The sequence below is a fragment of the Rhodobacter capsulatus SB 1003 genome (assembly GCF_000021865.1).
Taxonomy (GTDB): domain Bacteria; phylum Pseudomonadota; class Alphaproteobacteria; order Rhodobacterales; family Rhodobacteraceae; genus Rhodobacter; species Rhodobacter capsulatus_B.
On sequence record NC_014034.1, the window covers coordinates 1,984,007 to 2,009,910 of the forward strand.

At 63.8% G+C, this 25,904-nt stretch carries 21 protein-coding genes; 10 read left to right on the forward strand and 11 right to left on the reverse strand.

Annotation, left to right across the window (positions count from 1 at the left end):
• Nucleotides 1-26: 26 nt before the first annotated feature.
• The 6 genes from RCAP_RS09115 to RCAP_RS09140 are packed head-to-tail and all read right to left on the reverse strand — an operon-like array spanning nt 27 to nt 11,020.
• Nucleotides 27-1,652, reverse strand: a complete 1,626-nt coding sequence (locus RCAP_RS09115; RefSeq protein WP_013067561.1) for an alpha-D-glucose phosphate-specific phosphoglucomutase — start codon at nt 1,650-1,652, stop codon at nt 27-29.
• Nucleotides 1,649-3,673: a glycogen debranching protein GlgX gene (glgX, locus tag RCAP_RS09120; RefSeq protein WP_013067562.1), complete on the reverse strand. Its 2,025-nt coding sequence runs from the start codon at nt 3,671-3,673 to the stop codon at nt 1,649-1,651. The genes RCAP_RS09115 and glgX overlap by 4 nt, the downstream gene beginning before the upstream one ends.
• On the reverse strand, nt 3,670-5,103 hold the full coding sequence (glgA, locus tag RCAP_RS09125) for a glycogen synthase GlgA (protein ID WP_013067563.1): 1,434 nt from the start codon (nt 5,101-5,103) through the stop codon (nt 3,670-3,672). The genes glgX and glgA overlap by 4 nt, the downstream gene beginning before the upstream one ends.
• Before the next feature lie 57 nt (nt 5,104-5,160).
• Nucleotides 5,161-6,432 carry a glucose-1-phosphate adenylyltransferase gene (glgC, locus tag RCAP_RS09130; RefSeq protein WP_013067564.1) on the reverse strand — a complete coding sequence of 424 codons (1,272 nt, stop codon included), beginning with the start codon at nt 6,430-6,432 and terminating at the stop codon, nt 5,161-5,163.
• Between the two features lie 18 nt (nt 6,433-6,450).
• On the reverse strand, nt 6,451-8,619 hold the full coding sequence (gene glgB, locus RCAP_RS09135; RefSeq protein ID WP_013067565.1) for a 1,4-alpha-glucan branching protein GlgB: 2,169 nt from the start codon (nt 8,617-8,619) through the stop codon (nt 6,451-6,453).
• A 10-nt stretch (nt 8,620-8,629) separates the two neighbouring features.
• A complete protein-coding gene (locus RCAP_RS09140) occupies nt 8,630-11,020 on the reverse strand; it encodes a glycogen/starch/alpha-glucan phosphorylase (RefSeq protein ID WP_013067566.1) in 2,391 nt (796 codons plus the stop codon).
• Between the two features lie 152 nt (nt 11,021-11,172).
• Here RCAP_RS09140 and RCAP_RS09145 point away from each other — a divergent pair, with 152 nt between their 5' ends.
• On the forward strand, nt 11,173-12,759 hold the full coding sequence (locus tag RCAP_RS09145) for an alpha-glucosidase (protein WP_013067567.1): 1,587 nt from the start codon (nt 11,173-11,175) through the stop codon (nt 12,757-12,759).
• 138 nt (nt 12,760-12,897) lie between these two features.
• Here the strand turns inward: RCAP_RS09145 and RCAP_RS09150 are convergent, their stop codons facing one another.
• Nucleotides 12,898-13,929, reverse strand: a complete 1,032-nt coding sequence (locus RCAP_RS09150) for a sensor histidine kinase (RefSeq protein ID WP_013067568.1) — start codon at nt 13,927-13,929, stop codon at nt 12,898-12,900.
• Nucleotides 13,930-14,090: 161 nt separating this feature from the next.
• Here RCAP_RS09150 and RCAP_RS09155 point away from each other — a divergent pair, with 161 nt between their 5' ends.
• Nucleotides 14,091-14,489 (forward strand): hypothetical protein, encoded by a 399-nt coding sequence (locus RCAP_RS09155; RefSeq protein ID WP_023911444.1) that lies wholly within the window; start codon nt 14,091-14,093, stop codon nt 14,487-14,489.
• Here RCAP_RS09155 and RCAP_RS09160 read toward each other — a convergent pair whose 3' ends face one another.
• Genes RCAP_RS09160 through RCAP_RS09170 form a run of 3 tightly spaced genes read right to left on the reverse strand, consistent with a single transcriptional unit; the run spans nt 14,490 to nt 16,573 of the window.
• Entirely contained in the window at nt 14,490-15,008 is a 519-nt protein-coding gene (locus RCAP_RS09160) for a gamma carbonic anhydrase family protein (RefSeq protein WP_013067570.1), read from the reverse strand. It abuts the gene before it with no gap.
• On the reverse strand, nt 15,005-15,640 hold the full coding sequence (gene gmk / locus RCAP_RS09165) for a guanylate kinase (RefSeq protein WP_031321221.1): 636 nt from the start codon (nt 15,638-15,640) through the stop codon (nt 15,005-15,007). The genes RCAP_RS09160 and gmk overlap by 4 nt, the downstream gene beginning before the upstream one ends.
• A 12-nt stretch (nt 15,641-15,652) precedes the next feature.
• Entirely contained in the window at nt 15,653-16,573 is a 921-nt protein-coding gene (locus RCAP_RS09170) for a YicC/YloC family endoribonuclease (RefSeq protein WP_238530191.1), read from the reverse strand.
• Between the two features lie 200 nt (nt 16,574-16,773).
• Here RCAP_RS09170 and RCAP_RS09175 point away from each other — a divergent pair, with 200 nt between their 5' ends.
• Nucleotides 16,774-17,535 (forward strand): PAS domain-containing protein, encoded by a 762-nt coding sequence (locus RCAP_RS09175; RefSeq protein WP_013067573.1) that lies wholly within the window; start codon nt 16,774-16,776, stop codon nt 17,533-17,535.
• 72 nt (nt 17,536-17,607) lie between these two features.
• Here RCAP_RS09175 and RCAP_RS09180 read toward each other — a convergent pair whose 3' ends face one another.
• Entirely contained in the window at nt 17,608-18,978 is a 1,371-nt protein-coding gene (locus RCAP_RS09180; RefSeq protein WP_013067574.1) for a class II 3-deoxy-7-phosphoheptulonate synthase, read from the reverse strand.
• A 183-nt stretch (nt 18,979-19,161) separates the two neighbouring features.
• Between RCAP_RS09180 and RCAP_RS09185 the strand changes: the two genes are divergently transcribed.
• The 7 genes from RCAP_RS09185 (at nt 19,162) to RCAP_RS09215 (ending at nt 25,903) form a co-directional block, all read left to right on the forward strand.
• A complete protein-coding gene (locus RCAP_RS09185; protein ID WP_115503959.1) occupies nt 19,162-20,259 on the forward strand; it encodes a GlxA family transcriptional regulator in 1,098 nt (365 codons plus the stop codon).
• A 126-nt stretch (nt 20,260-20,385) separates the two neighbouring features.
• On the forward strand, nt 20,386-21,570 hold the full coding sequence (locus tag RCAP_RS09190) for an ABC transporter substrate-binding protein (RefSeq protein ID WP_013067576.1): 1,185 nt from the start codon (nt 20,386-20,388) through the stop codon (nt 21,568-21,570).
• A 108-nt stretch (nt 21,571-21,678) separates the two neighbouring features.
• Complete coding sequence (locus tag RCAP_RS09195) at nt 21,679-22,467, forward strand: ABC transporter ATP-binding protein (RefSeq protein WP_013067577.1); 789 nt, start codon at nt 21,679-21,681, stop codon at nt 22,465-22,467.
• Nucleotides 22,464-23,168: an ABC transporter ATP-binding protein gene (locus tag RCAP_RS09200; RefSeq protein ID WP_013067578.1), complete on the forward strand. Its 705-nt coding sequence runs from the start codon at nt 22,464-22,466 to the stop codon at nt 23,166-23,168. The genes RCAP_RS09195 and RCAP_RS09200 overlap by 4 nt, the downstream gene beginning before the upstream one ends.
• A gap of 1 nt (nt 23,169) precedes the next feature.
• Nucleotides 23,170-23,550 (forward strand): hypothetical protein, encoded by a 381-nt coding sequence (locus tag RCAP_RS09205; protein WP_013067579.1) that lies wholly within the window; start codon nt 23,170-23,172, stop codon nt 23,548-23,550.
• Nucleotides 23,550-24,557, forward strand: coding sequence for a branched-chain amino acid ABC transporter permease (locus RCAP_RS09210; protein WP_013067580.1), 1,008 nt, complete (start codon nt 23,550-23,552; stop codon nt 24,555-24,557). The genes RCAP_RS09205 and RCAP_RS09210 overlap by 1 nt, the downstream gene beginning before the upstream one ends.
• Nucleotides 24,554-25,903, forward strand: coding sequence for a branched-chain amino acid ABC transporter permease (locus RCAP_RS09215; RefSeq protein WP_013067581.1), 1,350 nt, complete (start codon nt 24,554-24,556; stop codon nt 25,901-25,903). Before RCAP_RS09210 ends, RCAP_RS09215 begins: the two co-directional genes overlap by 4 nt.
• The last annotated feature ends 1 nt before the right edge of the window (nt 25,904 follow it).

Below are 25,904 nucleotides of genomic sequence, written 5' to 3' on the forward strand. Positions count from 1 at the left end.
CCTCTTCGAAGTGGCGCCTTTGATTGTCAGGTGATCACATCCGGGCCTTTCCGTCCCGTTCGGGCCTTGATCCCGACAAGATCCTCTGTCGCCGCGATGATCGGCGCCAAAGCGTGCTGAGGATCTTCTGTCAGGCCCTCCGGTCCGGCGACATACCGCTCCAGATAGACCCGCAGCGTTGCGCCTTCGGTGCCGGTTCCGGACAGACGCAAGACCGCGCGCGAGCCACCTTCGAACAGGATGCGAAAGCCCTGATGTGCGGAAATCGAGCCGTCGACCGGATCTTCATAGCTGAACTCATCTGCATCTTGCACCACAAGCCCCTGAACTTGCGTCCCTTTCAAGGAAGACAGCCGATCGCGCAAATCACCGAGCATGGCGTTGGCCTGATCGACCGGCAAAGCCTCGTAGTCGTGCCGCGAATAGTAATTCCGCCCGAAGGTCTCCCAATGATCCGCCATGATTTCGGCCACGCCCATGTTCCGGGCCGCAATGATGTTCAGCCACATCAGCACGGCCCAGAGCCCGTCCTTTTCCCGAACATGGTCGGACCCGGTACCGAAGCTTTCTTCGCCGCAAAGGCTGACCCGTCCGGCATCCATCAGATTGCCGAAGAATTTCCACCCCGTCGGCGTTTCATAACACGCCAGTTTCAAGGCCTCGGCCACCCGATCAACGGCGGCAGAGGTCGGCATCGACCGCGCCACCCCCTTCAGACCTTGCGCATAACCGGGCACCAGATGCGCATTGGCGGCGATGACGGCAAGGCTGTCCGAGGGCGACACATAGATGCCGCGACCGACAATCATGTTGCGGTCCCCGTCGCCGTCCGAAGCCGCCCCGAAATCGGGCGCATCGGGGCCCATCATCTCGGCCATCAACTCATGTGCCCAGGTCGGATTCGGATCCGGATGCATGCCGCCAAAATCCGGAAGCGGTTGTTCGTGAACGACCGTGCCTTTCGCAGCGCCCAGCCGGTTTTCGAAAATCTCCACCGCATAGGGACCGGTGATGGCGCACATGCTGTCCATCCGCATCGCGAATCCCTCGTGAAAGAGACCCCGCAACGCCTTGAAATCAAAAATGGATTCCATCATGTCGGCATAGGCCGACACCGGGTCGATGACGTCCACCACCATGTCGCCCAAGCGGCTTTCACCGACCATCGTCAGATTGACATCTGGCGCGTCGAGCTTCCGATAAGAGTCGATGACCTGCGTGCGTGCAAATATCGCGTCCGTCACCGCCTCCGGCGCGGGACCGCCATTGGCCATGTTGTACTTGACCCCGAAATCCTCGTCGGGGCCGCCCGGATTGTGACTTGCGGAAAGGATGATGCCGCCATCGGCCTTGCGCAGACGGATCAAGTTGGAGGCCGCAGGCGTCGAGAGCCAGGACCCCTGCCCCACGATCATCCGCGCCGCACCGCCAGCTGCCGCGATCTTCAGGATCACTTGAGCAGCTTCGACGCCGAAATAGCGGCCATCGCCCCCGAGGACGAGCGTCTTTCCGGCAACTCCGCCGATCGCATCGAACGTGCTTTGGACGAAATTCTCGAGATAGCCCGGTTGCATGAAGACGGGCGTTTTCTTGCGCAACCCGGACGTCCCGGGTTTCTGGCCCTCGAACGGGCGTGTCGGATGGGTGGTCATGGACTTGGCTCCTGCCGTGCAGTCGATCGGATGAACAGTTGAACGGATTGCGCGGCAACGCAAGTCGCTGCGGCAAAATGCGGGGCTTCGGGGCGATCAGGTTCGGCCGTGTCGATCAGCAGCCGCCACGCGCCGTCTGGCAGATGCACCTCGGTCGCCCCTCCCGCGTTGAAGACGGCAAACATCGCTTCCCCCGAGGCAAGACCCGGGGGACCCTCGGCGGCGCCCCGCACCTCGGCGCAAAGACAGCGCGACTGGGCGTCATGCCAATCTTGCGAGGACAGTTCGGCACCGGAAGGCAGCCGCCAGATCAGGTCGCGAACCCCGTCCTGAGCGCGGATCTTGGCATGCAGGAAACGGGTCTGTCGCAAGACAGGATGGTCTCGGCGCAGCCGGATGAGACGCGACACAAAGGCAATCAGCCCCTCGTCCGCGGTCTGCCAATCTACCCAGCCGATCGGATTGTCCTGCGCATAAGCGTTGTTGTTCCCCGCTTGCGAATTGCCCAGTTCATCCCCGGCAAGCAGCATCGGGACACCTTGCGACAGCATCAGGGTCGCCAGCATCGCCCGCTTTCGCGACGCCTTCGCACCGGCATCAGGCAAAGCCTGCGAGAAATTCGCATTGTGACCGTCGCGATTGTTTTCACCATTCGCCTCGTTTCGCTTTTCCGCATAGGAAACAAGGTCATGCAAGGTGAACCCATCATGGGCCGTAAGAAAGTTGACCGACGTCGTCGCGGGTCGGCCACGATGATCGAAGATCTCCGCAGAGCCCGCAACGCGCCGCGCCAGTTCCGGAATCAACCCGGCATCCCCCCGCCAGAACTGCCGCACACCATCGCGGAAGCGATCGTTCCACTCCACGAACGGGTAAGGAAAAGCGCCCAGGCGATAGCCGCCGGGACCGATGTCCCAAGGTTCCGCAATCAGTTTCACCGCGTTGAGAACCGGGTCCTGCCGGATCGCAGAGATCAGCGAAGCCAGTTCCTTGAACTCTCCCGTCGAGGCCCGGCCAAGCGTCGTGGCCAGATCGAAGCGGAAGCCATCGACCCCCATTTCCTCGACCCAGTGACGCAAGGCATCCATCACCAGACGCAGAACCATCGGATGCGCAAGGTTGAGCGTATTCCCCGTCCCAGTGTCATTGACGTAAGAGCGCCCACCTTCACACAACCTGTAATAGGAATTATTGTCAATTCCGCGCAGGCTCACGGTCGGACCGGTCCCATCGCCCTCGCCCGCGTGATTGAAGACGACGTCCAGGATGACCTCGATCCCGGCCGCATGCAAAGCCCGGACCATGGCGCGAAAGCTCTCACGCGTGCCATACCGCGGATCGGGGGCCATGAACCCGATCGGCTGATACCCCCAGTAATTGCGCAGCCCCTTCTCGACCAGAAAGCGGTCATCGATAAAGGCCGCGACAGGCAAGAGTTCAAGCGCAGTGACCCCGAGCCGTTTCAGATGCTCGATGATCGGCGGCGACGCGACAGCCTCATAGCCCCCTCTCAAGGCCGCCGGGACTTCGGGGTGCTGCATCGTCAGCCCACGCACATGCGCTTCGTAAATAATCGTTTGCGACCAGGTTCTTGTAGGCCGATCCCAAAGTGGCTTCTGAATTTCGCAGACGATCCCGCGCGCCGTTGACGCGGCGGAATCGCGCCGATCCGGCCGGGTCGCGCCGACGCCCCCCTGCATTGACGGCCCCCAGACCAGAGGGCCCGTCAGGGCCCGCGCATAGGGATCGACGAGCAGCTTGGACGGGTTGAACCGGTGACCGATCTCCGGGGCCCAGGGTCCATAGACACGATATCCGTATTCCGCACCCGGAACCAGGCCGGGAACAAACCCATGCCACACATCCCCGGCACGCCCCGGCAGGACAAGTCGGGTCTCCTGGTCACCGTCGAAAAGGCAAAGCTCGACCTTTTCCGCATGGGCAGAAAAAAGAGCGAAATTCACGCCGCCGGAAACCGGGATTGCCCCCAGGATCTCTGCCCTTCCCGGTCCGATCTTCATCGCGCCAGCAACCGTTCATAAAGTGCCGCGTAACGGGCGGCAGACCGCGACCACCCAAGATCGGACTTCATTGCCCGCTTCATCATCGCGGTCCAGATCCTGCGATCGGCATGCAGATCGCACAGCTGCCGCATCCCCTGTCGCAGCGCCAAGGCATCGACCGGATGGAACACGACGCCCGTCGCCGCTTGCCCCGCCAGGCTTGCCGGGGAAGCCCCGATCACCGTGTCGGCAAGGCCGCCGACCGCGGAAACAAGGGGCAGGCAGCCGTAACGCAACCCATAAAGCTGGGTCAGACCGCAGGGCTCGAAGCGCGAGGGCACAAGCACCGCATCTGCGCCCGCAAACATCCGATGGCTCAACGATTCGTCGTAACCGATCCGCACCCCGACCCGGCCGGGGAAGCGTGCGGCCAGACCGCGCACGAGATCTTCGGCCCAGGAATCGCCAGAGCCAAGCAGGGCAAGCGCCCCCCCTCTGGCGACCAGCTCCTCGACCGCAGGCGGCAGAAGGTCGATCCCCTTTTGCGCCGTCAGCCGCGAGACGAGGATCACCAAAGGTTCGTCGATCTTCTTTTCAAGTTGAAATTCAGCCTGCAACGCTTTGCGATTTTTTGATTTTCCGGAGATGTTCGTCACAGAGAAAGAAATGCACTCCGGGTCGGTTTCCGGATTCCATACCCGGTCATCGATGCCATTCAGAATACCGACAACCACACCGGCCCGCGCGGCAATGACCCCTTCAAGCCCCTGACCATATTCGCCGCGCATCAGTTCCTCGGCGTAGCGGGGACTGACGGTGGTAATCGCATCGGCAGTCGTCAGACCGGCCTTCAGGGTCGAGATGTCTCCCCAGAACTCATACCCATCCCGGTGGAACGCCTCGCGTGGCAAGCGCAGGGCGCCCATCTTGTCGGCCCCCACACGGCCCTGAAAGGCCATGTTGTGAATCGTGATCAGGCTTGGCAACGACGCCCCGGCATAGCGCAGATAAGCAGGCGCAAGGGCGCCTTGCCAGTCATGCGCATGCAGCACATCCGGCCGCCAGTCCTCCGCGCCCTCGCGCGCCACAGCTGCCGCCGCCCAGCACAAAGCGGCAAACCTCTCGGCATTGTCGCCGAAATCACCGTGGAGATCGGAATAGGGACCGCCCGCCCGATCGTAGAGATGCGGCGCGCTCAGCGCCATCACCTCCATCGTCCCGACCTTGCCCAGATGCACCTCGGCCGGTCCGCCAAAAAGGTCCGGATCGCTCCAGACCACGGTCGTGGCCGCAAGCCGATCCAGCACGCCACGATAGGCGGGAAGCATCACCCGCATCTCCCAGCCCTGCCCCGCAAGCGCTTCGGGCAAGGCCCCCACAACATCGGCCAGGCCACCGGTTTTCACCAGCGGAACCGCCTCGGACGCAACGGAAAGAACACGTTTCATCGCCGTCCCCTTGATTATGCGCATCTGGTCGCCGTTTGACTCAAATCGGTTGCCGTCTCAGCCCAGGGCTGCCGCACGGGCGTCAAGCATGCTTTGCGTGATCAGCACGATCCCGCCCTCGGTCCGGCGGAACCACTTCGCATCTTCTTCCGGGTCCACCCCGACGACAAGTCCCGGCGGAACCTTCACCCCGCGGTCGATGACGCAACGCGTGAGCTGGGCACGTTCGCCGATATCGACATAAGGGAGGGCGACAACATGTTGAACTGTCGACCAACTATGCGACCGGCACCCGGTGAACAGAAGCGAGTTGCGCACTTCGGAACCCGAAACGATGCAATCCCCCGAGATCAGCGAACTGACCGCACTGCCGCGCCGCCCGTCTTCGTCATGGATGAATTTCGCCGGCGGCACGATCTCGGCATAGGTCCAGATCGGCCAGGCATTGTCATAAAGATCAAGCTTCGGCGTGAATTCCGTCAGGTCTATATTGGCCTGCCAGAACGCGTCGATCGTGCCGACGTCGCGCCAATAAGGCTCGTGTTCCAGACCCGACGTCACGCAGCTTTCCGAGAACCGATGCGCCATCGCCTTGCCATATTTCACGATCTGCGGGATCAGGTCGTGACCGAAATCATGGCTGGAATGGGGATCCTCGGCATCGCGGATCAGCAACTCGCGCAGGAACACCCAGTCGAAGACATAGATCCCCATCGAGACCAGCGAATGGGTCGGATCTTCGGGCAGCCCCGGCGGATTGGCCGGTTTCTCGATGAACTGGGTGATGCGCCCGGTCTTGTCCGCCGCCATACAGCCGAAGGCGGAGGCCTCGGCTCTCGGCACGGTCAGACAACCGATCGTCACATCGGCCTTGCTCAGCACATGCTGCAGCAACATCACCTCATAATCCATCTTGTAGATGTGATCGCCAGCCAGAATGATCACATATTTGACGTCATAATCTTCGATGATGTCGATGTTCTGCGCCACCGCATCGGCGGTGCCCAGATACCATTTGCTTTCGTCGATCCGCTGACTTGCCGGAAGAATATCAAGATATTCATTACGTTCCGCGCGGAAGAAGTTCCAGCCGCGCTGCATGTGCCGGATCAGGCTGTGCGCCTTGTATTGTGTCGCGATCGCCATCTTGCGAATGCCGGAGTTGAGCGCATTCGACAGGGCGAAATCGATGATGCGTGTCTTGCCGCCAAAATAGACCGCAGGTTTCGCGCGCCTGTCGGTCAGCTCCTTCAGACGGCTCCCCCGACCGCCCGCCAGAACGAAGGCCATGGCCTGTGACGAAAGCCTCTGGTTCGGTTGCGGTTTCATGCTTTCCTCCCTTGCGCCTCAGGCGGGCGTGAACATCACCACGGAGAGTGGTGGCAGATAGACCTCGGCGCTGAACGGGCGTCGCGTGGTGGCGATCTCGTCGGCCTCGATCGCGCCGAGATTGCCCCAGTTGGCACCGCCATAATAGCCGCTGTCGGAATTGAAGATCTCGCACCATGTCCCCGCCTGGGGCAGGCCGATGCGATAGGTGCGGTCGAGAGGCGTCAGATTGGCCGCCACCACGACAGGATCTGCGCCCGGGGCACGACGTTCGAAAACATAAACCGACGCTTCGGCATCATCCGCCTCGATCCAGTCGAAACCGGAGGGGTCGCAATCGCCCCAATGCAAGGCCGGGGTATCGCGGTAAAGCTTGTTCAGATCGCGCACCAACGCCTGCATGCCGCGGTGCAGCGGGTCGTCCAGAAGGTGCCAGTCAAGGGCCCCCTGATGCGCCCATTCGCGCCCCTGCGCGAACTCCTGCCCCATGAAGAGCAGCTTCTTGCCCGGATGCGCCCATTGGTACGCATAGAAGGCCCGCAGGTTGGCGAATTTCTGCAACCCGTCTCCCGGCATCTTGCCCAGCATCGACCCCTTGCCGTGAACGACCTCGTCGTGACTGATCGGCAGGATAAAGTTCTCGCTGTAAGTGTATGAACTTGCGAAGGTAAGTTCGTTGTGATGCCAGCGGCGATGGATCGGATCGCGGGAAAAATACCGCAGGCTGTCATTCATCCAGCCCATGTTCCACTTGTAGCCGAAGCCAAGCCCGCCCAGATGCACCGGCCGGGTCACCCCCGAAAAGGCGGTGCTTTCCTCGGCCACCGTCATGATCCCCGGGGCGCCGCCATAGGCCTCTGCATTGACCTCTTTCAGAAAGTCGATCGCCTCCAGATTTTCTCGTCCGCCATGAATATTGGGCACCCATTCGCCGTCCCGCCGCGAATAGTCGCGATAGAGCATCGAGGCCACTGCATCGACCCGAAGCCCGTCGAGGTGATATTCCTCAAGCCAGAACAGCGCGTTGGCCAGAAGGAAATTCTTCACTTCGCGCCGGCCGTAATTGTAGATCAACGTGTTCCAGTCCTGATGGAACCCTTCTTTCGGATCGGCATGTTCATAAAGCGCGGTCCCGTCGAAGCGGCGCAGCCCATGATCGTCGGTCGGGAAATGGCCCGGCACCCAATCCAGGATCACCCCGACACCCCGGCGATGCGCGGCATCGACAAAAGCCGCGAATTCCTCAGGGCGCCCATGGCGGATCGTTGGCGCATAAAGCCCGATCGGCTGATAGCCCCAGGAGCCATCAAAGGGAAATTCGGTTATCGGCAAAAGCTCGATATGCGTGAACCCCATCTCGACGACGTAATCGACAAGTTGCCCCGCCAGTTCGTGATAGCTCAGAGCGCGTCCGCCCTGATCCCAGACCCGTCGCCAGGAGCCGAGATGCACCTCATAAATCGAAATCGGTGCATGAATGTCCTGCATCTTCTGGCGTTGCCCGATCCAGGCGCCGTCGCCCCACAGATGCAGTCCAAGCTCGCGGACCTGAGACGCCGTCTGCGGCGGATGCTCGGCGCCAAATCCCACCGGATCGGCCTTGAAAGGCTGAACGACGCCATCGGCCGACAGGATCTCATATTTGTAAACTTCGCCCGCCATCAGGCCCGGCACGAAGATCTCCCAAACCCCCGTCGCGCCGCGACGGCGCATCTGATGTCGGCGGCCATCCCAGATGTTGAAATTTCCGACGACCGAAACCCGCCGCGCCGAGGGCGCCCAGACTGCGAAATGCACGCCGCGGATCCCCTCGTGCCAGATCACATGCGCGCCCAGAACCTGCCACAGACGACGATGCGTGCCCTCTCCGATCAGATATTCGTCGATCTCGCCAAGCACCGGACCGAAGGCATAGGCATCCTCGAAATCCCAGGTGGATTGGGCATTGCGGGCGCGCAGACGATATCTGCCGCCTTCCCATTTTCCTGCGAAGAGTCCGTTGGTTACATGTTGAAGCTCAGCTTCTGCCCCGGTCTCGCGGGAAATTGCCCAGACATGTTCGGCCCCCGGCACGAGCGCCACCAGACGCCCCCCTTCCGGGGTCTGATGCCAGCCCAGAATCGAAAAAGGATCGTCATGCCGGCCCTCGGCCAGCGCCAGCGCCTCGGCAGACAAGATCATCGACATTCCTTCACCTTCAAAGGGCGGATTCGGTCCCCCAAATATCCGTCATGTAACCACGAATGGCGCGGTCGGAGGAGAAAAACCCCATCCGCGCCGTGTTCAGGATCGCCATCCGCCACCACCGATCCGGCTCGGCGAAGGTCTGGTCCACTTCCGTCTGCGCATCGCGATAGGCCTCGAAATCCGACGCGACCAGGAAATAATCGCTGTGCCACATGTTATGGACAAGCCCGTGATAGCGGCTCGGCTCCTCGGGACAGAAACGCCCCTCGGCGATCATCTGCAGCACGTCCTGCAACGGCTGGCTTTTCAGGATCGCATGGCGGGCATGTTCGGGATCCTTGCGCCGCTCCGTCACCTCTTCCGCCGTCAGACCGAACAGGAAGAAATTCTCCGCCCCGACCTCGTCGCGGATCTCCACATTGGCGCCATCCAGCGTCCCGATGGTCAGCGCCCCGTTCAGCGCGAATTTCATGTTGCCGGTGCCCGAGGCCTCCTTGCCCGCGGTCGAGATCTGTTCGGACAGATCCGCGGCCGGGATCAGCCGCTCGGCCATCGAGACATTGTAATTCGGCGGATAAACGATCTTCAGCCGGTCGCCGACATAGGGATCGTTGTTGACCACCCGCGCCACATCGTTGATCAGCCGGATCACCTCTTTGGCGGCCTGATAGCCGGGCGCCGCCTTGCCGCCGAAGATCTTCACCCGCGGCACCACCTCGGCCGTCGGGTTGGAGCGGATGACATGCCATTCGGCAATCGTCTGCAGGATGTTCAGCAACTGCCGCTTGTATTCGTGGATGCGCTTGACCTGCACATCGAACAACGCGTCCGGGTTGACCACCACCCCCTGCGTCTGCGCGATCCACTCCGCCAAAGCGACCTTGTTCGCGCGCTTGGCTTTCGCAAAGTCATCCCGGAAGACTTTGTCTTCGCTCAGTTTATCCAGTTCGCGCAGGCGGTCGAGATCGGCCTCCCAACCCTGCCCGATCGCCCCGGTAATCAACCGCGACAGCGCCGGGTTGGCCATGCGCAACCAGCGCCGCGGCGTCACCCCGTTGGTCTGGTTGATGATCCGCCCGGGATGCAGCTTGTCAAGCTCGGGGAACAGGTTCTTCTTCACCAGCTCCGTATGCAGCGCCGAAACGCCGTTGACCTTGTGCGAGGTGATGAAGGCCAGCTCGCCCATCCGCACCTCGTGATGCTTGACGATCCCCACATAATGCGGCCGCGTCGGATTCATCCGCAAATGCCAGGCGTCGATCGCCTCGATGATCTGCATGTGCCGCGGCAGCACCGAGCCCATCAGATAGGTCGCCCAGCGTTCCAGCGCCTCGGGCAAAAGCGTGTGGTTGGTATAACCCAGACATTTGACGCCGATCTCCAGCGCCTCTTCGAAACTCATGCCATGCACGTCGCTGAGCAGCCGGATCAGCTCGGGGCCGGCGATCGCGGGATGCGTATCATTCATCTGGATCGCGACATGATCGGGCAGATCGGTCAGCGCCAGACCGGCCGTCAGATGACGGCGCAAGATGTCCTGCAACGCCGCCGAGGTCAGGAAATATTCCTGTTTCAGGCGCAGTTCCTTGCCCTGAAAAGTGGTGTCATCCGGATAAAGCACCCGGCTGAGCGTGCGCGCCAGGGCCTCCGGCTCGGCGGCAGCGGCGAAATCCCCATGGTTGAAGCGGGCCAGATCGAAAAGCGTCGTCGGCTTTGCCGCCCAAAGCCGCAAGGTGTTTGCCCAGCGTCCCTGCCAGCCGATCACCGGCATGTCATAAGCTTCGGCGATCACCGTTTCCGCCGGGGCCCAGACCGATTTGCCATTCACGATCTCGACCGTGCCCTTGAACCCGATCTCATAACAGACTTCGGGCCGCTCGAATTCCCAGGGGTGACGCTGTTTCAGCCAGTCCTCGGGGGTCTCCACCTGGCGGCCGCCATCGAACCACTGCCGGAAAAGCCCGTGCTCGTAGCGGATCCCATAGCCATAACCCGCACAGCCCAGCGTTGCCATGCTTTCCATGTAACAGGCCGCAAGCCGTCCCAGACCGCCGTTCCCAAGCGCCGCATCCGGTTCATCTTCGACGACCTGATGCCAGTCCTGCCCCAGCCCCTCGATGGCCTCGCGCGCAATCGCCCGCATGCCCAGATTGATCGCGGCATCTTCAAGCACCCGGCCGATCAGGAATTCCATCGACAGGTAATAGACCCGCTTGCGCCCCTGTTCATAGGTTTGCCGGGTGGCGTCGAACCAGGGTCCGACAATGTGATCACGCAGCGCAAGGCTCAATGCCATGCGCCAGTCGTAAAGCGAGGCATGGCCCGCATCCTTGCCCATGGAATAGGTCAGATGGCGCAGGATTTCCGCCCGGAAAGCCTGCGACGCTGGGCGCGCTTGCATCTCTCACTGTCAAACCCTTCTTCGTTCTCCCACCCCCTTGATGGGATGCCGCCCCGCCGCCGTCAAGCCGAACCCGCCCCATCGGACGTTCTGTCATTGCCGCGGCAAAGAATGCGCCTATGCTTGCTTCATATAGTGGCACGGAGATGACGATGGGCAGAGATTGGTGGCGTGGCGCAGTGATCTACCAGATTTATCCGCGCAGTTTTCAGGATTCGAACGGCGACGGCATCGGAGACCTGAAAGGCATCACCGAAAGGCTGCCCCATGTCGCCGCGCTCGGGGTCGATTCGATCTGGCTCAGCCCGATCTTCCGCTCGCCGATGGACGACATGGGCTATGACGTCTCGGATTATCGCGATATCGATCCGGTGTTCGGCACGCTTGCGGATTTCGACGCGCTGGTGGCGCGCGCCCATGATCTGGGTCTCAAGGTGATCATCGACCAGGTGCTCAGCCATTCCTCGGACCGCCATCCCTGGTTTGCCGATTCGAAGCGGCGCGGTCCCAAGGCGGACTGGTATGTCTGGGCCGATCCGAAGCCCGACGGATCGCCGCCGAACAACTGGCAGTCGGTCTTTGGCGGCTCGTCCTGGGAATGGTCGCCCGAGCGCGGCCAGTATTATCTGCACAATTTCCTGATCTCGCAGCCCGATCTGAACCTGCGCAATCCCGAGGTCCAGGACGAGATGCTCGAGGTGTTGCGGTTCTGGCTTGATCGCGGCGTCGACGGCTTCCGGCTCGACACGGTGAACTATTACATCCACGATGGCGCGCTGCGCGACAACCCGCCGATGCCCCCCGATCCGACGCGCTGGCCGCCGGTCTCGACCTATGACATGCAAGACCATGCCCATGACAAGAACCGGCCGGAAAACCTTGATTTCCTTGCGCGAATGCGCAAGCTTCTGGATCAGTACGAGAACCGCTGCATGGTCGGCGAGATCGGCGAAGTCCCCCATCGCGCGCTGCCTTTGATGGCGGAATACACTTCCGGAACGGCGCATCTGCACATGGCCTACAGCTTCGACATGCTGGGGCCGAAATTCGCCCCGGCGCATTTCCGCAGGGTGCTTGACGGCTTTTTCCGCGCGGCCCCCGACGGCTGGCCCTCCTGGTCCTTCTCCAACCATGATGTGAACCGCCATGTCACCCGCTGGGCCGGATACGGCGATCAGGATGCGGTGGCGAAACTGGCGATCTCGATGCTGGCCTCCTTCGAGGGCACGATCGGCCTTTATCAGGGCGAGGAACTGGGCCAGACCGAAACCGACCTCGCCTATGAGGAGCTGACCGATCCGCCCGGGCTGCGCTTCTGGCCAGAGAACAAGGGGCGTGACGGCTGTCGGACGCCGATGGTCTGGGACGGCACCGCGCAGGGCGGCTTCAGCACGGTCAAGCCCTGGCTTCCGGTCAAGGCCCCGCGCCTTGCGCGCAACGTCGCCGCTCAGGAGGCTGATCTCGCCTCGGTGCTGCACCATTACCGCGCCGTTCTGGCCTTCCGCCGCGCCAGCGCCGCGCTGCGCACCGGCCGCACCCGCTTCCTCGACCTGCCCGATCCGGTGCTGGGCTTCCGGCGCGAAACCGACACGGAAAGCCTGACCTGCCTCTTCAATCTCGGCCCCGATCCGGTGACTCTCAGCGGGATTATCGGCACGCCGACCGGACCGGTGGTCGCGGCAAAGATCCAAGATGGCACCGTGCAGCTTGGCCCGAATGGCGTGATCTGGCTGCGCTGAAGACGCGGGAACAGATAAGGAACACCCTCTATCCCCTTCGTCTTGCTGAAAATATCCCGGGACAAGACGGGATCGGAAAGCCTTCCGGTGGGGGGGCCTTCCGGTCGAACGGGCTGCCCAAGGCAGCCCCCCTCGGGATCAGGACACCGGCAGCAGGATCAGGAACCGGCTGCCCTGGCCCTTTTCGCTTTCGATCTTCATCCGCCCGCGATGGCGCAGAACGATATGCTTGACGATCGCCAGCCCCAGCCCGGTCCCGCCCTGCTCGCGCGAGCGATGGGTGTCGATGCGATAGAACCGCTCGGTCAGCCGCGGCAGATGAATCGGATCGATGCCTTCGCCGCGATCCGCCACCACGACCCGCAAGGCCGCGCGGCGCAGAACCGGCTCATAATCGATCTTATCGACAGAAATCCGCACCTCGCCGCCGCTGCCGCCGTATTTGATCGCATTCTCGATCAGGTTGGTGAAAACCTGCGTCAGCTGGTCGGGATCGGCGGGGATCTTCAACCCCTCGGTCAGGCCCTCGCGCAGCAGCTGCACCTGCCGCGCCTCGGCCAGGGGCGCCAGCGCCTGCATCGCGCCGCGCAGCACCGCGCCCAGATCCGTGCCCGTCGTCGGCCGCCGCCGCTCCTCGGCCTCGACCCGGCTGAGCGACAGAAGATCCCCCACCAGCCGGTTCATCCGCCCGGCTTCCCGCTCCATGATCGCCAGAAAGCGGTCGCGCGCCACCGGATCGTCCTTGGCCGCACCGCGCAACGTCTCGACAAAGCCCATCAGGGCTGTCAGCGGCGTGCGCAGCTCGTGGCTGACATTGGCGACGAAATCGCGCCGCATCGCCTCGGCCGTCTCGACCGCGGTGCGATCTTCGAAGGTCAGCACCAGGGAACCCTCGGCCAGCGCGGCGACCGTGACCAGTACCTGCGTCTCCCGCCCCTGACTGCCCAGCCGCAGCCGCACCTGCTGCCGTCCCTGCCCGGCCAGCACCGCCTCGACCGCCTCGATCAGCCCGGGCTGGCGCAGCACCGTCACCAGCGTCCGCCCCACCAGCCCCGTCCCCAGCAGCGCCTCGGCGCCGGAATTGGCATGCAGCACCCGCTGCGCGGGAGACACGAGCAGAATCGGAAACGGTAACGTCTCGGCCAAGGAGATTGTTGACGAATCCGCCATTTTTCGGTCACCCTGACATATCCAATGCTTGACCCGAGCAAGCTTCGGGAAACGATACCCAAGTTCAAGGCCGCATGCAAAAGCCAGGGGGGCTAAGCTTTTGCTGAATTCGCGGATGTTGTTGTCATGAGCGATGGGTTTCCGTCGCAGTACCGGATGGAATGATGCCCCCGCCGATCGATGCCCCCAAAAGCAGCAAACGTCTTGATCCCGCCGAGGTGTCGCTGGCCGGGCGCCGCATTCTGGTGGTCGACCCGTCGCAATCCCTGCCGCGTGCCCTGCGCGGCGTGCAGGGCGCCTCGATCACCATCGCGCGGCTGGCGATGATCGACGCCGAGATGCTGGCCCGTGTCAGCCCCGATGTCGTGCTGGCGCCGCTGTTCAGCCCGGGGCACGACATTCTGGACCTTGCCCGTCTGCTGGACCGGCTCGGCTATCAAGGACCGCTGCGGGCCTATTCGCCCCCCCTGCCCAACACCGCGATCGTTTGCGCCGAAGTGCGCCAGATCTGGGGGGGCCGCGATTTCGACATCCTCGAAGTGCCGCCCAGCTGGAACTGATCAGACGGGCGTCAGCCCGCGGGCGAACCGCGCCGCATTGGCGCGGTAATGTTCGGCCGATCGCAACAGCCGCGCCCGGGCGGCCGCGTCAAGCTCCCGCACCACCTTGCCCGGCGCGCCCATCACCAGCGATCCGTCCGGGATCTCCTTGCCCTCGGTGATCAGCGCCCCGGCGCCGATCAGGCAGCCGCGTCCGATCTTCGCCCCGTTCAGCACCACCGCCCCCATCCCGATCAAGGACCCCTCGCCGATCGTGCAGCCATGCAGCATCGCCCGATGGCCGATGGTGCAATGCGCCCCGATGAGCAGCGGAAAGCCCATGTCGGTATGGCAGATCACCGATTCCTGCAGATTCGTTCCGGCCCCGACCCGAATTTCCTCGTTGTCGCCGCGCAGGGTGCAGCCGAACCAGACCGAGGCGCCCTCTTCCAGCACCACCTTGCCGATCACATTCGCATCGGGCGCCACCCAGACACCCTGCCCCAGCACAGGCGCAACACCGTCCAGCGCATAGATCATCTTGCCTCGAACTCCCTGTTCAGCCCGCGCACGAACTCGGTCAGCCCCGGCTGGCGCACCGCCCGCGCCCGTTCCGCCTGCAGGATCGTCACCAGCTCGGCCTCGGAAGCCGCGATATCGCGGTTGATCACGACGTAATCATATTCGCCCCAATGGCTGATCTCGTCGCGGCTTTTCGCCATCCGCCCGGCAATCACCTCGTCGCTGTCCTGCGCGCGCATCCGCAACCGCCGCTCCAGATCGGCGATCGAGGGCGGCAGGATGAAGATCGACACCACATCCTGCGCCAATCTCGAGCGCCGCACCTGCTGACCGCCCTGCCAGTCGATATCCAGAATCACATCCCGCCCCTCGGCCAGCCGCGCCTCGACCGGGGCCGAGGGCGTGCCGTAAAGATTGCCGAAGACCTCGGCATGTTCCAGCATCTCGCCCGCCGCCACCATCGCTTCGAATTCGGGGCGCGAGCGGAAATAATATTCCCGCCCGTCTTCCTCGCCCGGGCGCGGATTGCGCGTCGTCGCCGAGACCGAAAACGACAGCGACGCATCCCAGGCCATCAGCCGCCGCGCCAAGGTCGATTTCCCCGCCCCCGAAGGCGAGGACAGGATGATCAAAAGGCCCCGGCGCCGCATCTCGGGCATGACTTACTCCACGTTCTGAATCTGCTCGCGCATCTGGTCGATCACATGTTTCAGGTCAAGCCCGATCGCGGTCAACGCGGTCGATCCCGACTTCGAACAGAGCGTATTCGATTCGCGCACGAATTCCTGCGTCAGAAAATCGAACTTGCGCCCGATCGGCCCGGGATCCGTCAAAAGCGCCCGCGCCGCCGCCACATGCGCCCGCAGCCGGTCGATTTCCTCGGTCACGTCGGCCTTGACCGCCAGCAGCGCCAGTTCCTGCGCCACCCGCTGCGGATCGCCCCCGGTCTCCAGCACCCGCGCCAGCGCCGCCTGCAGCGCCGCCGCCACCTCGGGCCGCCGCGCCTCGGCCATTTTTGCCGCCTGCTCGGTCAGATCGGCGATTCTGTCGATCTGCGCCACAATTATGCCACCAAGCTGCCCGCCTTCGGCCGCACGCATTGCCAGAAAATCAACCAGAAGCCGGTCCAGATCGGCCAGCAGCGCCTCGCGCAGCGGCCCCTGCTCCTCGGTTTCGCCGCCGCCCTGATCCAGCACGCCGCGCAGCGACAGCAGGTCCGTGGCCCGCGCCGGAGCGAGGCTGACCCCATGCTGCCGCGCCGCCTCCTCGACCTCGCGCAAAGCCGCCAGCGCGGCCGCCAGACCAGGCCCCGAAAGACGCAGCCGATCCGCCCCGCTTCCCCGCGCAAGCTTCAGTGAAAGCTGAATATTCCCGCGCGAGACCCGCTGCGTCAGCGCCGCCCGCACAGCCCCCTCCAGCCCCTCGATCTCGGGCAGGCGCAGCCGCAGATCCAGGCCCTTGCCATTGACCGAGCGGATCTCCCACAGCCAGTCATGGCCATGGCCGGAACCGGAAACAGAGGCAAAGCCGGTCATCGACAGCGGGCCTTGCAGCGAACGGGCGGTAGAGACAGGTTTAACCATTTAAGACTTTAGTTCCCCATATGGCCGAAAAAAGGCGTATTAAGACTTCAGTAAGCATTTCACTCCCGGGGTCAACCGAAAGACCCGAAACGCCACAGGCCGGGGGTGCAGGGGACGGCAGCCTCGGCTGCGGGGACAGTTGCAGCTTCGGGCTGCATCGCAATGGCGCGGCTGCGGCCGCAAACACGGGAAGAACGACGATGGACCGCGACTTCGACACAGTTGAAAAAGTGGCACGGCTTGGGCAGGCTGGCGTCGGGCGGCGCATCGTGGCGCAGATGCGGGCCTATTGGGAAGGGCTGCGCGCCGGTCGCGACGTGCCCGCCCGGGCCGACATCGACCCGCGCGGTCTGGAAAACGCGCTCGAATATGCCTTCATCCTGGAACGCGTCGCCCCCGGCATGGGCCGCTTCCGTCTGGCGGGCATGCATCTGAACGATCTGATGGGGATGGAAATCCGCGGCATGCCGCTGACCGCGATGTTCACCCCCGAGGGCCGCAAACGCGTCGCCGATGCGACCGAGGCGGTGTTTCAGGGCCCGGCCATCGCCGAACTGGTGCTGACCGCCGAAGCCGGGATCGGCAAGCCGCCGATGACGGCGCGGCTGCTGCTGTTGCCGATGACCTCGGACATGGGCGACGTGACCCGCATCCTGGGCTGTCTGGTCGGCGAAGGCCAGGGCATCGGCCGCACCCCGCGCCGCTTCCTGGTCGATGCCGCGCATGTGCAGCCGATCACGCCTTGTGCTTCCACCGCGCCGCTGCCCGCCCCGGTCCGCCCCGAGGCCTTCGGTCTGGGCAAGCGCCTGCCGCATCTGAACACGCCGAAAACGCCGACGCTCGCCCCCGCGCCCGCCGCCCGGACCCCCGCCGCCCAGACCCCGGTGGCGCAGCCGCCGCGGCAGCCGGTCTCGGCGATGACGCCCGAGGAACGCCGGGCGATGTTCCGGGTGGTGAAGTAAGATCCCCGCAAGAAAAAGGCCCGGCATCACCGCCGGGCCTTTTCTTTTGAACCAAGGACTTGCGGGGCGATCTTAAAGCCCCGCAGCCTTTTTCATCACGCGCAGGTCCTGCAGCTCCTCGGCGACGAGGAAGGCCAGTTCCAGCGATTGGCTGGCGTTCAGCCGCGGATCGCAGGCGGTGTGATAGCGGCTCGACAGGTCTTCGTCAGAGACCGCCCGCACGCCGCCGGTGCATTCGGTCACATCCTTGCCGGTCATCTCGAAATGCACGCCGCCCGGGATCGTGGCCTCGGCCTTGTGGATGGCAAAGAACTCGCGCACCTCGCGCAGCACGGAATCGAACGGCCGCGTCTTGAAGCCCGAGGCCGATTTGATCGTGTTGCCATGCATCGGATCGCAGGTCCAAAGCACCTGCGCCCCTTCGGCCTGCACGGTGCGGATCAGCCGCGGCAGATGCTCGCCCACCTTGCCCGCGCCAAAGCGCGCGATCAGCGTCAGCCGCCCCGGTTCATTTTGCGGATTAAGCTTCGCCATCAACAGCTTGAGATCTTCCTCGGTGGTCGAGGGACCGCATTTCAGCCCGATCGGGTTTTGCACGCCGCGGCAGAATTCGACATGCGCACCATCGACCTGCCGGGTCCGGTCCCCGATCCACAGCATGTGACCCGAGCCCGCGATCGGCAGCCCCGTCGTGCTGTCGATCCGGCACAGCGCCTCTTCATATTCCAGCAGCAGCGCCTCGTGGCTGGTGTAGAAATCGACCTTGCCCAGCTGATGCGCCGTCTCCGAGGTCACGCCCGCGGCGGCCATGAAATCCATCGCATCCGAGATCCGCTCCGCCACTTCGCGATAGCGCGCGGCATCGGCCTCGTCGGTAAAGCCCGAAATCCAGCTTTGCACCCGGTGAATATCGGCATAGCCGCCGGTCGAAAACGCCCGCAGCAGATTGAGCGAGGCCGCCGCCTGGGTATAGGCCTGCAGCATCCGGTTCGGATCGGGCAGCCGGGCTTCCTGCGTCGCTTCGAACCCGTTCACGATATCGCCGCGGTAACTCGGATATTCGACGCCGCCGATGATTTCGGTCGGCGCCGAGCGCGGCTTGGCGAATTGCCCGGCCATCCGCCCGACCTTGATCACCGGAACCTTCGCCCCCCAGGTCAGCACGATCGCCATCTGCAACAACACCTTGAAGGTGTCGCGCAGGTTGTCGGCGGAAAATTCGGTGAAGCTTTCGGCGCAATCGCCGCCCTGCAACAGGAACGCCTCGCCCTTCGCGGCCTTCGCCAGATCGGCCTTCAGCCGCCGCGCCTCACCGGCAAAGACCAGCGGCGGCATCTTGCCCAGCTGCGCCTCGACCGCGGTCAGGGCCGCAGCGTCGGGATAATCGGGCATCTGCACCCGCGGCTTCGCGCGCCAGTCCGATTTCATCCATGCCTTGGCCATAGTCCACTCCCTTCGGGGCTTTTCGTCGCCCGGCCTTATAAAGCGATGCGTGAAATAGAACAAACCCGTTTTTCGGCCCCGGCCCCCGGGCTGGCAAGCGGCTTGCCCAGACCGAAAGGCCCCCTTGCGCTGCGACGCAAAGCCTGATTGTGTGCGTGAAACGACATGAAAGACGTCGCAAAAATGCGCCTCCCCTCGACCACCCCCCGCACCCACACCCGCCCCGCGCCCTCGCAGGGCACTGTGCGCCTGACCGCGCCCGAACGCTCGCGCCGCTACGTGTTCTTGCTGCTCGACCGCTTCACCATGATGGCCTTTGCCAGCGCGATCGAGCCGCTGCGACTGGCCAATCAGGTCTCGGGGCTGAAGCTTTACGACTGGAAACTGGCCTCGGACGACGGCCAGGACGTCACCTGTTCGAACGGCACGGTGTTGCGCGTCGACATGGGGCTCGACGAGATCTCGCGCGATGACACCGTGCTGGTCTGCGGCGGCATCGACGTGGCCGAGGCGACGACGAAGCCGATCCTGAACTGGCTGCGCCGCGAGGCCCGGCGCGGGGCGGCGGTGGGCGGGCTGTGCACCGGCGCCTGGGCGGTGGCCAAGGCCGGTCTGCTCGACGGCAAGCGCGCCACCATACATTGGGAGAATCAGGACAGCTTCCTCGAGGATTTCGAGGGGGTGAAGCTGACGAAATCGGTCTTCGTGATCGACGGCAACCGGCTGACCTCGGCCGGGGGGACGGCCTCGATCGATCTGATGCTGAAGCAGATTGCCCGCGATCATGGCGAGGGTCTGGCCAATACGGTCGCCGATCAGTTGATCTACAACTCGATCCGCACCGATCAGGACACGCAAAGGTTGTCGATCCCGACCCGGATCGGCGTGCGGCATCCGAAACTGGCCCAGGTGATCGGCCAGATGGAGGCCAATATCGAAGAGCCGATCAGCCCGGCGAAACTGGCCGAGGATGTGGGCATGTCCACCCGCCAGCTGGAACGGCTGTTCCGCCGCTATCTGAACCGCTCGCCAAAGCGCTATTACATGGAGATCCGCCTGCAAAAGGCCCGCAACCTGTTGATGCAAACGGAAATGAGCGTGATCAACGTGGCCTTGGCCTGCGGCTTCGCCTCGCCCTCGCATTTCTCGAAATGCTACCGCGCGCATTACCAGACCACGCCCTATCGCGAACGCGGCACCTCGGGCGGGGCCGAGGAAGAGGCGGCCGAAAGCGTCGTCGAAGCGGGGCTGGATGGTCTCGACGAGGATTTTCTTGACTGATGCGTCAGAATGTTGCGCAAAACGGGCCGGTTCAGATCGAAACTTGACCAACTGGCCTATTTTCTTTTCCAGTTTCCGGTTCTAACCTGCGCCGCCAGGACAATGTTCCAACTTGGGAGTGAACACATGAAGAAGCTTCTCCTGGCAAGTGCCACGCTGGCGCTGACCGCTGGCGGTGCCTTTGCCGACGAAGTGAAACTGGGCATCTCGCTCGGCTTCACCGGTCCGCTCGAATCGATGTCGCCCGCGATGGCGCAGGGTGCCGAACTGGCGATGAAGGAAGTGAGCGACTCGGGCAAGTTCATGGGCGGTGCGACCGTCGTGGGCGTGCGGGGCGACAGCACCTGCATCGACTCGGCGGCAGCCTCGGCCACCGTCGAAAAACTGATCACCGCCGATGGCGTCAAGGGGATCGTCGGCGGCATGTGCTCGGGCGAAACCGTCGCCTCGCTGCAAAACGTCGCCATGCCGAAGGGCGTCGTGATGATCTCGCCCTCGGCCACCTCGCCCGCGCTCTCGACGCTCGAGGACAACGGCCTGTTCTTCCGCACCTCGCCCTCGGATGCGCGCCAGTCCGAAGTGATGACCGACATCATCATGGAACACGGCATCAAGTCGGTGGCGCTGACCTATACCAACAACGACTACGGCAAGGGCCTGGCCGACAGCTTCGCCGCAGCTTTCGAAGCCAAGGGCGGCAAGGTCACGATCAACGCCGCACATGACGACGGCAAGCCGGATTACTCGGCCGAAGTCGCCTCGCTGGCCTCGGCCGGCGGCGAAGCGCTGGTGATCGCGGGCTATGTCGACCAGGGCGGTTCGGGCATCCTGCGCGGCGCGCTCGACACCGGCGCCTTCTCGACCTTCGTCTTCCCCGACGGCATGGTCGGCGGCAAGCTCGAGACTGATTTCGGCAAGGAAGTCAACGGCTCCTTCGGCCAGATGCCGTCGTCGGAAGGCGAAGGCAAGGACAAGTTCCTCGCCGCCGCGACCGCCGCGGGCTTTGACGGCACCGGCGTCTATTCGGGCGAGGCCTATGATGCGGCTTCGCTGATCCTGCTGTCGATGGCAGCTGCCAATTCGACCGATCCGGCCGTCTACAAGGGCAAGGTGATGGATGTCGCCAATGCTCCGGGCGAAAAGATCCTTCCCGGCGAGCTCGGCAAGGCGCTCGATCTGATCGCGGCCGGTCAGGACATCGACTATCAGGGCGCGACCTCGGTCGAGCTGATCGGCGCGGGCGAATCCGCCGGCACCTTCCGCGAAATCGAGATCAAGGACGACAAGATCGAAACCGTCAAATACCGCTGAGGTTTCGAAAGAGATCGAAGCAGCCCGGAGAAATCCGGGCTGTTTCCTTTGAAAACAAAGCCGAAAACGGCACAGAGACCGGCCCTTCGGGGCCACCGAGGGGACTGCATGATCCGGGTCGAGAACCTGCACAAGCACTTTGGCGGCTTTCACGCCGTTGACGGTGCCTCGCTAGACATCGCCAAGGGATCGATCACCGGGTTGATCGGTCCGAATGGCGCGGGCAAGTCGACGCTTTTCAACGTCATCGCCGGGGTGCACAAGCCCACCTCGGGGCGGGTGACGATGGCGGGCGAGGACATCACCGGGCTGAAACCGCACGAGCTGTTTCACAAGGGGCTGTTGCGCACCTTTCAGATCGCGCATGAATTCCCGACGATGACGGTGCGGGAAAACCTGATGATGGTGCCCTCGGGCCAGTCGGGCGAGACGCTGTGGAACGCCTGGTTCGGCCGCGGAAGGATCGCCGAGGAAGAGGCGGCCCTTCTGAAGAAGGCCGACGAAGTCCTTGACTTCCTGACGATTTCCCATCTGAAGGACGAACGCGCCGGGAACCTTTCGGGCGGGCAAAAGAAGCTTCTGGAACTCGGCCGCACGATGATGGTCGAGGCGAAGATCGTCTTTCTGGACGAGGTCGGCGCCGGGGTGAACCGCACGCTTCTGAACACGATCGGCGATGCGATCGTGCGTCTGAACAAGGAACGCGGCTATACCTTCTGCGTGATCGAGCACGACATGGATTTCATCGGCCGCCTGTGCGATCCGGTGATCGTCATGGCCGAGGGCAAGGTGCTGGCCGAGGGCAGCCCGGCCACGATCATGCAGAACGAAGCGGTGATCGAGGCCTATCTGGGCCGCGGCCTGAAGAACAAGATCAAGGCGGAGGCGCAACAATGAGCTTTCTCGACGCCTCCGAGATGACCGGCGGCTATGGCGCCGCCGACATCCTGCACGGCTGCACGCTCAAGGTCGAAAAGGGCCAGATCGCGGTGATCGTCGGCCCGAACGGCGCGGGCAAATCCACCGCGATGAAGGCGGTCTTCGGCATGCTGCGTCTGCGCGGCGGCCGGGTGACGCTGGATGGCGAGGACATCACCGCGCTCTCGCCGCAGGAGCGGGTGAAGAAGGGCATGGGCTTCGTGCCGCAGGTGAACAACGTCTTCCCGACGATGTCGGTCGAGGAAAACCTGGAAATGGGCGCCTTCATCCGCGCCGACGATTTCCGCGACACGATGGACCAGGTCTATGAGCTGTTCCCGATCCTGCGCGAAAAGCGCCATCAGAACGCCGGGGAGCTCTCGGGCGGGCAGCGCCAGCAGGTCGCCGTCGGCCGCGCGCTGATGACGAAACCCAAATTATTGATGCTGGACGAACCCACCGCGGGGGTCTCGCCCATCGTCATGGACGAGCTTTTCGACCGCATCATCGAGGTGGCGCGGACCGGAATCTCGATCCTGATGGTGGAACAGAACGCCCGGCAGGCGCTGGAAATCGCCGATCAGGGCTATGTTCTGGTGCAGGGCGCGAACAAATATACCGACACCGGGGCGGCGCTGATGGCCGATCCCGAGGTCCGCCGCACCTTCCTCGGGGGTTGAGATGAAAACGCCCCTTCTGGCCGCGCTGCTGCTGGCCGCGCCCCTGCAGGCCGAGACGATCCACCCCGAGCGCGCCTTCGTGCTGAACTGTCACTTCACCCAGTCCTGCATCTCGGGCGGCTGCGGCGAGGAAGATTACAACGTGACGCTCGAAACCCGCGGCGCCGAGGCCACCTTCCGCGACCACCGCGCCAAGATCGCCTTGGCGGGCGGCTTCGATCCGGTCTCGGGGCAAATGAGCTTTGCCTCTCAACCCTCGGACGGATCATCCTATTTCTTCTCCGACTTCGGCGCCTCCGGGGCCGTTTTGTCGATCCACACCCAATCCGAGGGACAAGCCCTCGTGATCGCCTTCGAAGGCCGCTGCGAGGAGGTGCAGTGATGGATATCCTCAATGCCTTCGTGGCGATCCTGAATTACATCATCGTTCCCGCCACCGCCTATGGCGCGCAACTGGCGCTGGGCGCGCTGGGCGTGACGCTGATCTACGGCATCCTGCGGTTCTCGAACTTCGCCCATGGCGACACCATGGCCTTCGGCACCGGGCTGACGATCCTTGTCACCTGGGGGCTGCAATCGGCGGGCATCAGCTTCGGGCCGCTGCCGACGGCGCTGCTGGCCCTGCCCTTCGGCATCGCCCTGACCGCGGCGATGGTGCTGGCCACCGACAGGGTGGTTTACAGCTATTATCGGAAGGTCCGCGCCGCGCCGATCTACATCACCATGGTCTCGGTCGGCGTGATGTTCGTGATGAACGGCCTCACCCGGGTGCTGATCGGCGTCGACGAGATCAAATTCGCCGATGGCGCCCGGTTCCTGATCTCGGCTGCCGATTTCAAGGCCGCGACCGGCCTGACCGAGGCGCTGGCCATCCGCGGCAGCACCGCGATCACCGTGATCACGGCCGGTCTGGTCGTCTGGGCGCTGTTCTGGTTCCTGGCGAAGACCCGCACCGGCAAGTCGATGCGCGCCTATGCCGACAACGAGGATCTGGCGCTGCTCTCGGGCATCGACCCGAACCGCGTCGTCGCCGTGACCTGGGTGATCGCCGCGGCGCTGGCCACGATCGCGGGCACGCTTTACGGCCTCGACAAGTCGTTCAAGGCCTTCAACTACTTCCAGCTGCTGCTGCCGATCTTCGCCGCGGCGATCGTCGGGGGCCTGGGCAGTCCGCTGGGCGCCATCGCGGGCGGCTTCGTGATCGCCTTTTCCGAGGTCTCGATCACCTATGCCTGGAAGAAGGTGGCGATGTATCTGATCCCCGGCTACGAACCCGAGGGGCTGCTGCAACTGCTGTCCACCGAATACAAATTCGCGGTGAGCTTCGCGATCCTGATCATCGTGCTGCTGTTCAAGCCCACCGGTCTGTTCAAAGGAAAATCGGTATGAGCACGCATCAACCGAAAGCCGCGAAGGGCGGCAAATGGCGCGCGCCCGCAATGTTCGGGGCGCTTGCGGTCCTGTTCCTGCTCGAAGGCACGGTCTCGAACAGCTTCTTTTCGGGGCATTGGGACAATGCGCTCGGCATCCTGCGGGTCGGGCTGATCTCGGCGATCCTCGCGCTCGGCGTGAACATCCAATGGGGCTATGCGGGGCTTTTCAACACCGGCGTCGTGGGCTTTCTGGCGCTGGGGGGCCTTGCGCCGGTGCTGGTCTCGATGCCGCCGACCCCGGGCGCCTTTTCGGCCGGGGGCTGGGGCGTTCTGATCGCGATGGTCATCGCCATGGCGACGCTCGTCGCCGCCGTCTTCCTGCACGGCCGTCTTGACACGAAGCTGCGCGGCTGGGCCGTGGCCGGGGTTCTGCTGCTGGGCTTCATCGCCTATCGCACCCTCTTCGACCCGGCGGTCGAGGCGATCCAGGCGGTCAACCCTTCGGCCTATGGCTATCTGGGCGGCATCGGCCTGCCGGTGCTGATCTCCTGGCCGGTGGGCGCGCTTCTGGCCGCCGCCGCCGCCTGGGTGGTGGGCAAGACCGCGCTTGGCCTGCGCTCGGACTATCTGGCCATCGCCACGCTCGGCATCGGCGAAATCATCGTCGCCGTCCTGCGCAACGAGGAATGGCTGGCCCGTGGCGTTTTGAACGTGAACGGGATTCCGCGGCCCTGGCCCGTGCCTTACGAGACGAACTTGCAACAGGATCCGGGCTTTGTCGCGCGTGCGACCAGCTTCGGGCTGGACCCGATGACCGGCTCGACGCTGCTGGTGAAGCTGCTCTATTGCCTGCTTTTCGTCGCGGTTCTGGGCCTTCTGATCTGGGCGGCGCAACTCGCGCTGAATTCGCCCTGGGGCCGGATGATGCGCGCGATCCGCGACAACGAGGTCGCCGCCGCCGCCATGGGCAAGAACGTCACCGGGCGGCATCTGCAGATCTTCATCCTTGGCTCGGCCGTTCTGGGTCTGGCCGGGGCGATGCTGATCTCGCTTGACGGTCAGATGACCCCCTCGGCCTACAACCCGCTGCGCTACACCTTCCTGATCTGGGTGATGGTGATCGTCGGCGGCTCGGGCAACAACTGGGGCTCGGTGCTGGGCGGCCTGCTGATCTGGTTCGTCTGGATCAAGGCGGGCGAATGGGGCCCGACGCTGATGGGCATGGTCTCGACCCATCTGGCCGATGGCACGCTGAAGACCCATCTGCTCGACTCGGCGCCGCACATGCGCCTTGTGATCATGGGGCTGATCCTGCTTTTGGTGCTGCGCTTCAGCCCAAGGGGCCTGCTTCCCGAACGCTAAG